This is a genomic window from Conexibacter sp. CPCC 205762 (assembly GCF_030646155.1).
GTDB lineage: Bacteria > Actinomycetota > Thermoleophilia > Solirubrobacterales > Solirubrobacteraceae > Conexibacter.
In genome coordinates, this window is record NZ_JAUTDN010000008.1 from 1 (window position 1) to 12663 (window position 12663).

10 protein-coding genes are annotated in these 12663 nt (G+C 73.8%); 5 read left to right on the forward strand and 5 right to left on the reverse strand.

Annotated features, from left to right (window positions below):
* A partial coding sequence (locus tag Q7L73_RS09435) for a PucR family transcriptional regulator ligand-binding domain-containing protein (protein ID WP_304715532.1) occupies positions 1-1246 on the reverse strand: 1246 nt, incomplete at its 3' end.
* A 163-nt stretch (positions 1247-1409) separates the two neighbouring features.
* Here Q7L73_RS09435 and ald point away from each other — a divergent pair.
* On the forward strand, positions 1410-2495 hold the full coding sequence (ald, locus tag Q7L73_RS09440) for an alanine dehydrogenase (RefSeq protein ID WP_304689469.1): 1086 nt from the start codon (positions 1410-1412) through the stop codon (positions 2493-2495).
* A gap of 80 nt (positions 2496-2575) precedes the next feature.
* Here ald and Q7L73_RS09445 read toward each other — a convergent pair whose 3' ends face one another.
* From Q7L73_RS09445 to Q7L73_RS09455, 3 genes are read right to left on the reverse strand one after another with little or no spacing between them, the layout of a single operon-like run.
* The gene (locus tag Q7L73_RS09445; RefSeq protein WP_370552375.1) at positions 2576-4339 is read right to left on the reverse strand and encodes an NAD+ synthase; all 1764 of its coding nucleotides are present in this window, start codon (positions 4337-4339) and stop codon (positions 2576-2578) included.
* Positions 4340-4389: 50 nt separating this feature from the next.
* Positions 4390-4920, reverse strand: a complete 531-nt coding sequence (locus Q7L73_RS09450) for a hypothetical protein (protein WP_304689465.1) — start codon at positions 4918-4920, stop codon at positions 4390-4392.
* A gap of 11 nt (positions 4921-4931) precedes the next feature.
* Entirely contained in the window at positions 4932-6428 is a 1497-nt protein-coding gene (locus tag Q7L73_RS09455; protein WP_304689463.1) for a wax ester/triacylglycerol synthase family O-acyltransferase, read from the reverse strand.
* A gap of 421 nt (positions 6429-6849) precedes the next feature.
* Between Q7L73_RS09455 and Q7L73_RS09460 the strand changes: the two genes are divergently transcribed.
* From Q7L73_RS09460 to Q7L73_RS09470, 3 genes are all read left to right on the forward strand, one after another.
* Positions 6850-7827 carry a septal ring lytic transglycosylase RlpA family protein gene (locus Q7L73_RS09460; protein ID WP_304689461.1) on the forward strand — a complete coding sequence of 326 codons (978 nt, stop codon included), beginning with the start codon at positions 6850-6852 and terminating at the stop codon, positions 7825-7827.
* Positions 7828-7887: 60 nt separating this feature from the next.
* Positions 7888-8982 carry a DNA polymerase IV gene (dinB, locus tag Q7L73_RS09465; protein WP_304689459.1) on the forward strand — a complete coding sequence of 365 codons (1095 nt, stop codon included), beginning with the start codon at positions 7888-7890 and terminating at the stop codon, positions 8980-8982.
* Between the two features lie 113 nt (positions 8983-9095).
* A complete protein-coding gene (locus Q7L73_RS09470) occupies positions 9096-10460 on the forward strand; it encodes a metallophosphoesterase (protein WP_304689457.1) in 1365 nt (454 codons plus the stop codon).
* Between the two features lie 107 nt (positions 10461-10567).
* On the opposite strand, the gene Q7L73_RS09475 is transcribed toward Q7L73_RS09470, so the two are convergent.
* Positions 10568-11614: a LacI family DNA-binding transcriptional regulator gene (locus Q7L73_RS09475; protein WP_304689455.1), complete on the reverse strand. Its 1047-nt coding sequence runs from the start codon at positions 11612-11614 to the stop codon at positions 10568-10570.
* 136 nt (positions 11615-11750) lie between these two features.
* Here Q7L73_RS09475 and Q7L73_RS09480 point away from each other — a divergent pair, with 136 nt between their 5' ends.
* The gene (locus tag Q7L73_RS09480) at positions 11751-12647 is read left to right on the forward strand and encodes a DsbA family protein (protein WP_304689453.1); all 897 of its coding nucleotides are present in this window, start codon (positions 11751-11753) and stop codon (positions 12645-12647) included.
* Positions 12648-12663: the final 16 nt, after the last annotated feature.

Below are 12663 nucleotides of genomic sequence, written 5' to 3' on the forward strand. Positions count from 1 at the left end.
CGACCCGCTCGCGCTCGGCCGCGGCGCCCGTCGCCGCCGCATCGCCGGCGCCGCCTCCGCCGCGCGCGCCGGTCGCGCCGCTGCCGCCTGCTCCGCCTCTCGCGCCCGGCAGCGCGACGAGCGCCAGCAACTGCCCGGCGCGCTCGCGCTGGCCGACGAGCGCGGGCGTGCCGCGGCCCTCCAGCTCGACCTGCGCGTCACGCAGCACGACGCTCCACTCGGCCGGCTCGACCTCGGCGGCCGTCTCCGCCGCCAGCGGCAGCAGCAGGCCGGAGGCGGGGGCGAAGCCGATCAGCGCCGCCTGGCGACGGGCGGCGGCCGCTCTCAGCCGCCCGCTCGCGAGCGCCAGCAGGAAGCTGCCGCGCTCGCGCGCGACCAGCTCCTCCTCCTGGCGGCTGCGCAGCAGCGACAGCGCGACGAGGCCGGCGGCGCGGTCGAGCACCAGCCGCGCCAGCTCGTCGAGCGGGGCGGAGACCGGCAGCAGCACGAGCCGCCCCGGCGTGCCATGGCCGAGCGGGACCGGGGCGGAGAGGCCGGCCTGCCAGGGGCTCGCGCCACCGTCGTCGCCGCGCGCGCCGCGCCGTCCGCGTCTGCCGGCTCTGCCGCCCGAGCCGCGGCCGCGCGTCGCCCACGCGTCGAGCGTCTCGGCGCCCTGCTCCTCGTCGCCGCCCGGGACGGCGTGGGCGAGCACGCGCCCGCCGACGCCCTCCAGCACGACCGGCGTCGCGAACGTCTGCGCCAGCACGCGCAGCACCTCGGGGATGCCGCCGCCGTCGAGCACGACCTGCGTCAGCTGGCCGTGGATCTCGTCGCAGCGCTGCAGCACGGCGTAGCGGCCGTTGACCAGCTCGGTGTGGATCGCCTCCGTGACCGGGATGAAGCGGACGTCGCGGCGGAAGGCGACGAGCGGCAGCCCGCGCCGCTCGGCCTCGCGCACGAGCGCGGGCGGGAGGTCGTCGAGCGCGCCGCCCAGCTCGACGAACAGGGCGGCCGCGCCGGCCTCGTCCAGCTCCTGCACGAACCGTCTCTGGTCGGCCGCTCTCCTGCCGATCCCCATCCCGGTCGTCAGCAGCAGCTCGCCGCCGAGCAGCACCGAGGCGATGTAGGAGACCTCGCCGGCGTGGACCCAGCGGATCGGCCGGTCGAGGTTGCGCTCGCCCGCGACGACGAGCGGCAGGCCGCGCTGCACCGCCGGCAGCGCGAGCGCCTGCGCGACAGTGATCCGGGGTGGCAGGTCGCTGCTCATCGTCGCCGCACAGGGTCGCACACCGGACTGCGACAGAACGTCCGGCGCTTTGCGCGGACGTGCGACGTTCCGTCCCGGTGATCGAAGCCGCGCGAGCGGCGACGCTTGCAGTCGAGAGCGTTCGCCGGCACGGAGCGGGCGCAGCGATCGAGGAGCTGGGCAGATGCGCGTCGGAGTCGTCACGGAGATCAAGCCGTCGGAGAAGCGCGTCGCGCTCACGCCCGCGGGTGCCGCCGAGCTGGTCGGCGCGGGTCACGAGGTGTGGGTGCAGGTCGGCGCGGGCGTCGGCTCGGGCTTCGCCGACGACGCCTACGCGACCGCCGGCGCGAAGCTGATCGACGACGCCGCGACCGTCTGGGGCGACTCGGAGCTGATCGTCAAGGTCAAGGAGCCGATCGCCTCCGAGTACCCGCACCTGAGCGAGCAGACGGCGCTCTTCACCTACCTCCACCTCGCCGCCGAGCCGGCGCTGACCGAGGCGCTCGTCGCCGCCAAGACGACCGGCATCGCCTACGAGACCGTCACCGAGACCGACGGCTCGCTGCCGCTGCTGGCGCCGATGTCCGAGGTCGCCGGCCGCCTCGCCGGCCAGGCCGGCGCGTACTTCCTGCAGCACCCGCTCGGCGGGCGCGGCGTCCTGATCGGCGGCGTCCCCGGCGTCGCGCCGGCGCGCGTCGTCGTGATCGGCGGCGGCGTCGTCGGCTTCAACGCCGCCCGCGTCGCGGCCGGCATGGGCGCCGAGGTGACGATCCTCGAGCGCAGCCCCAAGCGCCTGCGCGAGCTGGAGGACCGCTTCGACGGCCGCATCCGCGTCGTCATGAGCGACCCGCTGTCGCTGGAGGAGGAGGTCTCCAACGCCGACGTCGTGATCGGCGCCGTGCTGATCCCCGGCGCCGCCGCGCCGAAGCTGATCACGCGCGAGCTGCTCGGCAAGATGCGCGAGCGCTCGGTGATCGTCGACGTGGCGATCGACCAGGGCGGCTGCGCCGAGACGTCGAGACCGACGACGCACAACGAGCCGGTCTACGAGGTCGACGGCGTGCTCCACTACTGCGTCGCGAACATGCCGGGCGCGGTCCCCTCGACCTCGACCCGCGCGCTCACGAACGCGACGATGCCGTACCTGCGCGCGCTCGCCGACAAGGGCGTCGAGACGGCGCTGGAGAGCGACCCGCGGCTCGCGGCCGGCCTCAACACGCGCGGCGGCGAGGTCATCATCGCCGACCTGCTCGCGCCCGCCGCGGCGTAGCACCAAGCTTCCTGGTTGCGAGCACACCAGGATCGCGGAGCGGGGCGCGCACCGTCAGCGCGCCCCGTTCCGTTCTTCTTCTAGCCCAGGTAGCGATTCGTGATCGGGACGCGGCGGTCGCGGCCGAAGGCGCGGCTGGTGATCTTGATGCCGGGCGGGGCCTGGCGGCGCTTGTACTCGGCGCGGTCGACGAGCTTGATCACGTGGTCGACGTCGTCGGGGTCGAAGCCGCGCTGGATCAGCTGGGCGCGGCCGAGGTCCTGCTCGACGTAGCCGTCGAGGATCGGGTCGAGGACGGCGTAGGGGGGGAGCGAGTCCTCGTCCTTCTGGTCGGGCCGCAGCTCGGCGGACGGGGCGCGCTCGATGATGCCGACCGGGATCAGCTCGCTGCCGCTCGTCTCCAGCGCGACGGCGTTGCGATGGCGGGTCAGCTCGTAGACGCGCGTCTTCGGGCAGTCCTTGATCACCGCGAAGCCGCCGGCGAGGTCGCCGTAGAGGGTCGAGTAGCCGACCGACATCTCGGACTTGTTGCCGGTCGCGAGCACGAGCCAGCCGAACTTGTTCGACAGCGCCATCAGCAGGTTGCCGCGGATGCGCGCCTGCAGGTTCTCCTCCGTCAGGTCCGGCGCGCGGCCGGCGAAGGTCGCAGCGAGCGTCGACTCGTAGGCGGCCATCGTCGGCTGGATGTCGAACTCGAACCGCTCGATCCCGAGGTTGTCGGCGAGCTGGCGCGCGTCGGCCTGCGTCTCGGCCGACGAGTACGGCGACGGCATCACCGCGACCGCGACGCCGTCGGGCCCGAGCGCGTCGACGGCGACGGCCGCCACGAGCGCGGAGTCGACGCCGCCCGACAGCCCCAGCACGACCCGTCTGAAGCCGTTCTTGCCGACGTAGTCGCGCAGGCCGAGCACGAGCGCGGCGTAGACCTCGGCGGCGCCCGTCAGCGCCGGCGCGACCGGGCCGCCGGTGCGCAGCTGCTCGTCGGGCGCGGGCGCCGCCGGCAGCTCCAGCGCGGCGATCGTCGGGACCGGTCTCGCGTTCGTCTTCGCGACGCGGCGGCGGGCGTCGCGCAGGCGGTAGGTCAGCGGCGCGAGCGGGTCGACGGTCGCGACCAGCAGCTCCTCGCTGAACTGCGCGGCGCGTGCGACGATCTCGCCGCGGTGGTCGACGACGAGCGAGTGGCCGTCGAAGACCAGCTCGTCCTGGCCGCCCACCAGCGCGCAGAAGGCGACGACGCACATCGTGTCGCGCGCGCGCTGGATCAGCATCCGCTCGCGCTCGGCGCCCTTGCCGGCGTGGTAGGGCGAGGCGCTCAGGTTGACGATCACCGAGGCGCCCGCATAGGCCTCGTCGGAGGCGGGCGCGCCGGCCTCCCAGATGTCCTCGCAGATCGTCAGGCCGACCTTCACGCCGCCGACCTCGATCAGCGCGCCGTGGTCGCCGGCGGCGAAGTAGCGCTGCTCGTCGAAGACGCCGTAGTTCGGCAGATACATCTTGCGGTAGATCGCCTGCACCTCGCCGTCGGCGAGCACCGCGAGCGCGTTGTAGACGTCGTCGCCGCGCTCCGGGAAGCCGACCAGCGCGACGATCCCCTCGGTCTCGGCGGCGAGCCGGTCGAGCGCCTCGCGCGCGTCGGCGAGGAAGTGCTCCTTCAGCAGCAGGTCCTCGGGCGGATAGCCGGTCAGCGCCAGCTCGGGGAAGAGCACGAGCTGCGCCTGCTGACCGCGCGCGGCCGCTATGCCGTCGCGGATCTTGCGTTCGTTGCCGGCGATGTCGCCGACGGTCGCATTCAGCTGGCAGAGCGCGAGACGGAGAGGGCCTGAGGGGGTGCTCATGGCCGTCATGATCGCACTGCGGCCCGATGCAGCACGGGCCGGCACCCGGCGCGGCGGCGTTACGGCTGGGCGCCGCCGAGCAGCGTCGAGGCGAACGGCTCCAACTGCGGGTCGTTGGCGGCGGGCGCTCTGAGGATCCGCTCGCCGCCGAGCGCGACGACTCCGCCGAGGCCCGCTCTGCGCACCAGCACGACCGCCTGGCCGGCCTCCTCCAGCGCCGGGTCGGGCGCGCCCGAGAGCTGCCGCTGCAGCGCGGTCAGCTCGGCTGGGGCTCTTCTGTCGCCGTAGAGCAGGTAGACGTCGCCGGCCCGCAGCAGTCTCACCTGCGTCGCGTCGAGGTACTGCTCGGGCGTCGTGAACGGCTCGCCCGGGAGCACGACCGCGCTCGGGTCGACGTGCGCCTGGTCACGCGAGTTGAGGAACAGCATCAGCCCGATCACACACGCGAGCCCGACCACGAACGCGACCAGCCAGCCGCCGATCCGCCTTGCCAGCGACGGCTTCGGCGGGCGCGGCTTCCGCTGCGGCGCGGACACGGGAGCCGGCTCGAGCGAGGGCGTCTGCGACGCGGCTGCGGAGTCGTCGGGCATCGCCGCGAACGCTACTGGGCGGCGCGGCCGGCCGCCTCCGCACGCGCAGCGCGGGCTCTCGCCGCCGGCCGCGGCGTGCGGCGTCTGCGCGGCGAGTCGAGCGGCGGCAGGTCGGCGGCCCCCGCCAGCTCCTCCAGCGCGTCCGACAGCTGGCCGGCGAGCAGCTCGAGGTCGGGCAATGCGTCGAAGTCGGCGTTGAGGCCGAACGAGATCCGCCCGTCGTAGCTCATGATCGCGATCCCGAGCGCCTGGTTCTGCGCCAGCGGCACCATCGGGTAGATCGCCTCCATCCGGCGGCCGAGCACGTACAGCGGCAGCTGCGGGCCGGGGACGTTGGTGACGACGAGGTTGAAGAAGCGCTGGTGGGCCTGCAGCCGCGCCGCCTGCGCCATCACCGTCGGCGGCGCGAAGCCGGTCAGCTCCGTCAGCACGCGCGCGCCGACCGCCTGGCCGGACTCCTTCAGCCCCTCCATCTCGCGCTTGATCAGCTCCAGCCGCTCGACCGGGTCGGTCACGCCGACCGGCAGCCCGGCCCAGATCGCGGCGACCTGGTTGCCGAGCGCGCCGCGCTCGGCGTCGGCGCGGACCGAGACCGGGATCATCGCCCGCAGCACGAGGTCGATCGTCGGGTGGCCGTGGGCGCGCAGGTAGCGGCCGAGGCCGCCCGCGACAGTCGCCAGCACGACGTCGTTGACGGTCCCGCCGAGCGCGTCCTTGATCGCCTTCACGCGCGCGAGGTCGGCGTCGGCCCAGGCGAAGCGGCGGTGCGGGCCGATCGGCACGTTGAGCGGGCTCGGCGGCGCGCCGCGCACGCCCGGGAGCGTGAACGAGCCGACCGCGGAGAGGTCGCCGACGACCTTCTTCAGCACCCGCCGCGGCGCCCGCAGCGTCGCGCGCGCGCCGCGCACGATCTCGCCGGGGACGGTCGTCCGCTCCAGCAGCGCGTCGGCGAGCAGCTGCGCGTTGGTCGGCAGCGGCCGCGGCACCCACGGGCCGTCGGGCGAGGGCGGCGCCGGCGGCTCGGCCGTGAGGTCGAACAGGACGGTCGTGATGTCGACGCCGGAGATGCCGTCGACGAGCGCGTGGTGGGTCTTGCCCAGCAGCGCGAAGCGGCCGTCGGAGAGGCCCTCGACGAGCCACAGCTCCCACAGCGGCTTGTTGCGGTCGAGCTGCTGCGAGAAGGCGCGGCCGGCGAGCTGCTTCAGCTCCTCCTCGCCGCCCGGCTGGGGGAGCGCGTGGTGCTGGACGTGGTACCGCGTGTTGAAGTGGGGGTCGTCGACCCACACCGGCCGGCCCTGGCCGAACGGCACGAACGCGAGCCGCTGGCGGTAGCGGGGGACGAGGTGCAGGCGCGCCTCGACGTGCGCAACCAGCTCGTCGTGGGTCGGCGGCGGGCCCTCGAAGACCATGCACGAGGCGACGTGCATATGGGTCGCCGAGTCGTGCTCGAGATGGAGGAACGAGGAGTCGAGCCCCGTCAGTCGGTCGCGGTTCGCCACGGACGCCATTCTGGCCCTTCGCGGCGCTGTTCGCAACGGCAGAGATTCGGGAAACGTTGGTGATCTTTGCGCAGGAAATGGGGCCAAATTGGTCAGAGCGCTGACTTGAAACCTGCGTCGTGTGAGATCGGGCACAGAGCAGGGGTGGGGTGCGGCTACCTTGGCCGATCACAACCGACCTGCCGAGTCGCCCCTGTCCGAAACGGGAGCGAACGGGGGACCCACAGCCGGGGATGTCAGTGCGAATCCTTCCCGGCGGGGGCGAATCGGCGGCTGCTGCCGCCGTAGCGACGACCGACCGTCACGCCTGAGCGCGCCTTCGAGGTGCGCCGCGGGCGATCGTGCGCCGCGAGCCCGTCAGCTAACCCCGTAGGCGTGTGGTCGGCCCACAGGAGGTCGCACTCCGTTGCCCACGCAACACCACAGGTTGTTGCGCGTCCGTCCGCGCTTTGCCGCGGCCGGCGCGCTCGTCATCGGCACCACCCTCGCCGGCTCGGCGCTCGCCGTCGCCGCCGGCGCGCCCGCTGAGGACGCCGCCACCACGTCCGCTTCCGCTTCCGAGCAGGCCGGCGCCGCGCTCGTGAAGCCGACCGCCCGCGTCGCCGACACGCGCCTGCGCTACGGCCAGCACGTCGTCGTGCGCGGCCACGCGGCCGCCCTCCACGGCAGCCGCGTCGAGCTGCAGTACGCGCCCAGCGGACGTCGCTGGCGCGCGATAGACCGCGCCGTCGTCAACGTCAGAGGCCGCTACCGGCTGAGCGCCGAGCTGCGCGCGACCGGCAAGGTCCGCGTCGTCGCCGCCAACAGCGTCGCGACGGCCGCCGCCGGCCAGCAGACGAGCCGCGTCCATCGCGTCGCGGTCTCCTCGCAGCTGGCGGTCAAGCGCTCCAGCCACGACGCCGCCGTCGGCGGCGGCGTGCACGTCCGCGGCGTCCTGTTCCCGCGCAAGCGCGGCAGCCACGTCACGGTCGAGGGCCACCTCGGCGGCCGCTGGACCGCGGTCGGCCGCGCCGTCACGCGCGCCGACGGCCACTTCGCCGCGCGCGTCACCTCGCCGCGGCTCGGCGGCGTGCAGCTGCGCGTCCGCTCGGCCGGCACGCGCGCCAACCTCGCGACGAAGGCCGCTGCCGGCAGCGTCAAGGGCTTCCGCGCCTCGACCGCGTCGTGGTACGGCATCTACGGCGGCCCGCTCGCCTGCGGCGGCTCGCTCGGCTACTCGCAGCTCGGCGTCGCCCACAAGTCGCTGCCGTGCGGCACGAAGGTGACGATCAGATACCACGGCCGTCAGGTCACCGTGCCGGTGATCGACCGCGGCCCCTACGTCGGCGGTCGCGAGTGGGACCTGACCGGCGCCACCGCCCGCGCGCTCGGCTTCGACGGCGTCGGGACGATCTGGACGACGGTCTGATCGCGATCGTCTGACGCACACGCGGATGGTGCGCCGCTCGACGGCGTACCATCCGTCGCGATGGGAACAGACGTTCGGCCAAGACGCGTCATCGCCCACCTCGACTGCGACGCCTTCTACGCGTCGGTCGAGCTGATCCGCCGGCCGGAGCTGCGCGGCCAGGCGGTGATCGTCGCCCACGACGGCCCCCGCTCGGTCGTCACGACCGCCTCCTACGAGGCGCGCAGATACGGCGTCGGCTCCGCGATGCCGCTCGCGCGCGCGAAGCGGCTCTGTCCGCACGGGATCATCGTCCCGCCCAACTTCACGGCGTACCAGGAGACGTCGAGAGCGCTGTGGGAGATCATCAGAGCGCGGCTCGGCCCGCTCCAGCACCTCGGCCTCGACGAGGCCTACGCCGACCTGACCGGCGTCGAGAAGCCGGTCCGCGTGCTGCGCGAGCTGGTCGCCGACGTGAGAGAGCGGACGGGCATCACCGTCTCGGTCGGGCTGGCGCCGTCGCGGCTGATCGCGAAGGTCTGCTCCGACCTCGGCAAGCCGGCCGGCTTCGTCGCGATGGGGCGCGAGGAGGCGGCGAGACGGTTCGCCTCCGCCTCGCCGAAGCTGCTGCCGGGAATCGGCCCCAAGAGCGTCGAGCGGCTGCGCGAGCTGGGGATCGAGACGATCGGCCAGTTGCAGGAGACGCCGGCGGAGGTGCTGGAGAGACGCTTCGGCGCCAACCACGGGCGCGACCTGCTGCGCCGTGCGCACTTCCACGACGACTCGAGGGTCGAGACCTCGCGGGTGCTGAAGTCGCGCTCGAACGAGCGCACCTTCCCCGAGGACGTCGACTCGCTGGAGGAGCTGGAGGAGGTCCTGCGCAGGCTCGCGCGCGAGCTGTGCGAGGGGCTGGAGAGACGCGGCAAGCGCGGCCGCAACGTCGCGATCAAGGTGCGGCTCGACGACTGGACGACGGTCACGCGCGCGCGCACGATCGACGGCTTCACACACGACAGCGAGATCGTCACCGAGGTCGCGCTGGAGCTGCTGCGCGCCTACGCGCCGCCGCGGCCGGTGCGGCTGCTGGGCGTGCGCGTCGCCGCGTTCGAGGACGAGGCGAGCGAGCCGGCCACCGCGGCTCCCCGCAACGCCGACCAGCTCGCCTTCCCGCTGTAGCGCGCCCCGTCGCGCCCCGTCGAGCGGTGCATCGAACGACCGCGATGTGGTTGGATGCGGCGCGGACCGGGACCGACACGAGCCGAGGGGACGTCGTGATGAGACGCAGGCCGATGGCGGCCGTTGCCGTGACGATCGTCGTGCTGCTGACGGCCGTGGCGGCGCTCGCGCTCGCCGGCTGCGGCGACGACGGCGACGAGCGCGCGCCGGCGGCGCACGCTGCCGCGGCGCCGTGGCTGTTCACCAGCGACGTGCACTTCACGCCGTTCCTCGGCGCGGACGAGGGGCTCGTCGACCGGCTGCAGGCCGCCCCGGTGAGCGCCTGGCAGCAGCTGCTGCGGGAGACCGGCGAGCGGTCGAGCCGCTACGGCCAGGACAGCAACGCCGCGCTGCTGGAGTCGGCGCTGACGGCGATGCGGCAGCAGGCGCCGAGAGCGCCGGTCGTCGTGATCACCGGCGACCTGCTCGCGCACCACTTCCAGGACACCTACGACAGCCTCGCGTCGAACCCGACGCAGGCGTCCTACGAGGCGTTCGTCGACAAGACCGTCGCCTACCTCGCCGCCCGCTTCGACGCGACCTTCCCGTCGGCGCAGTTCGTGCTCGCGCTCGGCAACAACGACTCCTGGTGCGGCGACTACGCGCTGGAGCCCGGCAGCGGGTTCCTCGCCCACGCCGCGCAGGCATGGGAGCCGCTCGTCAACCGCGACGGCCGCGCGCCGGGGTTCCGCGCGAGCTTCGCCAGACTCGGCAGCTACAGCGCGGCGCTGCCGCTCCCCGGCCTCGACGTGATCGCGATCGACGACGTCTTCTGGTCGCGCAACTACAGCGACGACTGCGGCGACGCGGGCGAGGACCCGGGCGCGGAGCTGGCGAGCTGGCTGGAGCGGACCGCGCAGCAGCTGCCGAGCGGCGACCGCGCCTGGCTGGCGACGCACATCCCGCCGGGCGTCGACGCCCACACGTCGGCGAAGCACCCTGACGACCCGCAGCCGCTGCTGCACGCCGGCCACCAGGCGACGCTGCTCGACGTGCTCGACGACGACCGCTTCCCGGCGCTCGTCTTCGGCCACCTGCACATGAGCACGTACCGGATCGGGGACGAGACGCCGATGCTGGGCGTGCCGTCGATCAGCCCGCGCGACGGGAACAACCCGGCCTTCCTGACCGTCGCGGTCGGCAGCGACGGGACGATCGCCGACTACGACGCCTACGCGCTCGACGTCACCGCGGCGGCGCCGGCGTGGCGGCACGAGTACGGCTTCCGCGACACCTATGGCGCGGCGGCCTTCGACGTGCCGTCGCTGCGGGCGCTGCAGAGACGGCTCGCGACCGACACGCGGCTGCGCCACGACTACGAGCGCTACTACGGCTCCGGCGGCCAGCCGCAGATCAGCGACGGCGAGTACCCGGCGTATGCGTGCGCGTCGAGCGCGCTCACGCCGGCCGCGTTCACGGCCTGCGAGAGCGGCGGCTAGCGTCGCCGCCTCGCGGTCCTCCTCATGCTCCCAAAAACGATTTTGGAAATGGCGGTGCTGCGGGTGCTGTCTCCCGCCGGCGGCGCTTCCCGGGTGCCGTCGGCGAGTCAGTCGTGCGCCGGCGGCGCGGTCGTGCCGCGCACGACCAGCGTCGTCGGCAGCGAGGTCACCGCAGCGGGCGCCTCGCCGTGCTCGATCGCGGCGATCAGCGCCTCGCCGGCCGCCGCGCCGAGCCCTGCCTTGTCCTGCCTCACCGTGCTCAGCGGCGGATGCACGTGCCCCGCCAGCTGGATGTCGTCGTAGCCGACGAGCGACAGCCGCTCGGGCACCGTCACGCCCGCCTTCGCGGCCGCGCGCAGGGCGCCGAGCGCCATCAGGTCCGAGGCCGCGACGATCGCCGTCGGCGGCTCCTCCTGCGCCAGCAGCCGCGCCGTCGCGGCCGCGCCGGAGTCGACGTAGAAGTCGCCGTAGGCGACGTACTCGTCGCGGTAGCCGAGCCCCAGCTCTCTGAGCGCGTCGCGGTAGGCCCGCAGCCGCTCGCCGCCGGGGCGCGTCTCGACCAGGCCGGTGATCGTCGCGATGCGGCGATGGCCGAGGTCGTGCAGAAGGCGCACCGCGGCGCCGATCCCGGCGCCGTTGTCGGAGATCACGTAGCCCGCGCGCGGGCCCTCCAGCTCGACGTCGACGCCGATCGCCGGCAGGCCCGAGCGGACCATCCGGCGGATCTCCGGGTCCTCGGGGTTCATGCCCATCAGCACGACGCCGTCGACGTTGTGGTGCTGGGCGCGCTTGAGGTAGCTGTGGTCGCCGCCGTAGCCGTTGCCGGGCCGCTCGCTGGCGAACAGCAGCAGGTCGAAGCCGTGCGCGCCGAGCTGGCGCTTGAGCCCGACGAGCACCTCGTGGAAGAACGGGTGCTGGAGGTCGGGGTGGCCCTCGCCGGTCTCGAGGAAGACGCCGATCAGGTGCGACCGCTGCGTCACGAGGCTGCGGGCCGAGGCGCTCGGCGTGTAGTCGAGCGTGCGCGCCAGCTCCATGATCCGCTCACGCGTGTCGGGGTTGACGTCGGCGTAGCCGTTGAGCGCGCGCGAGACGGTGCCGACGGAGACGCCGCTGCGTCTCGCCAGCTCTCTGATCGTGATCCGTCCCCCGGACAATCCGCTCCCCTTCATCTCTCCACCGAAAGCGGTTTTGGAACCGCCGTGGCGCGACAGTAGCGGGAGCTTCTGCCGAGTGCAGGCAGAAGAGGTCGCTCGAATACTTAACCGTTGAGCGTGCAATACTTGCACGGTCATGAGCTTTCCGATCGAGGTCACCGAATACACCGACGCCCAGTGCCCGTGGGCGTGGTCCGCGGAGCCGATGAAGTGGCGTCTGAGATGGCTGTACGGCGACGCGCTCGACTGGCGCACGCGGATGATCGTGCTCGCCTCAGACAGCGCGCACTACGAGAAGATCGGCTTCACCGCCGACCAGCTCGCCGCCGGCTTCGCGATGTTCGCCGACAGATACGGGCAGCCGCTCGACGCGACGCCGCGCCCGCGCCTCGGCGCCACGCGCCCGGCCGCGAAGGCGGTCGTCGCCGCGCGCGTGCACTCGTCGTCTGAGGTCGCCGAGCGGCTGCTGCGCCGCCTGCGCGTCCACGCGATGACGAACCCGACGGCGATGCTGGAGGAGGAGGCGACGATCGTCGCCGCCGCCGTCGAGGCCGGCATCGACCCGGCCGTGCTGGAGCGCTGGCTGGCCGACCCGGCCGTCGAGCGCGAGCTGCAGGCCGACATGCTCGCCGCCCGCTCGCCCGCGCCGGCAGCCGTCCACCTGCATCACAAGCTCGCGAGAGTGACCGAGGACCCGAGCAGATGGCGCTACACCGCGCCCTCGCTCGTCTTCACGCGCGCCTCGGACCGCCTCACGATCGAGACGCCCGGCTTCCAGCCGTCGCTCGCCTACGAGGTCGCGGTCGCGAACCTGGAGCCGTCGCTGGAGCGGCGCCCGCTGCCCGAGGACGTCGGCCAGCTGCTGGAGTGGGCCGGCGAGCCGCTCTCGACGCAGGAGATCGCCGAGATCCTCGGCATCGGCCGCGACGAGGCGCGCGAGCGCCTCAGCGCGCAGGCCGGCGCCGTCGAGGCGCCCGCCGGCAGCGACGCCTTCTGGTCGCTCGACACCGCCGCCGTCGCGGCGGCCGCCTGACGCTCGGGGGCGCCGC

Coding starts and splice junctions, on each gene's coding strand:
- Q7L73_RS09470 (WP_304689457.1), top strand. CDS start 9,096: ATGGCGGCCGTTGCCGTGACGATCGTCGTGCTGCTGACGGCCGTGGCG.
- Q7L73_RS09480 (WP_304689453.1), top strand. CDS start 11,751: ATGAGCTTTCCGATCGAGGTCACCGAATACACCGACGCCCAGTGCCCG.
- Q7L73_RS09450 (WP_304689465.1), bottom strand. CDS start 4,920: ATGCCCGACGACTCCGCAGCCGCGTCGCAGACGCCCTCGCTCGAGCCG.
- Q7L73_RS09445 (WP_370552375.1), bottom strand. CDS start 4,339: ATGACGGCCATGAGCACCCCCTCAGGCCCTCTCCGTCTCGCGCTCTGC.
- Q7L73_RS09455 (WP_304689463.1), bottom strand. CDS start 6,428: ATGGCGTCCGTGGCGAACCGCGACCGACTGACGGGGCTCGACTCCTCG.
- dinB (WP_304689459.1), top strand. CDS start 7,888: ATGGGAACAGACGTTCGGCCAAGACGCGTCATCGCCCACCTCGACTGC.
- ald (WP_304689469.1), top strand. CDS start 1,410: ATGCGCGTCGGAGTCGTCACGGAGATCAAGCCGTCGGAGAAGCGCGTC.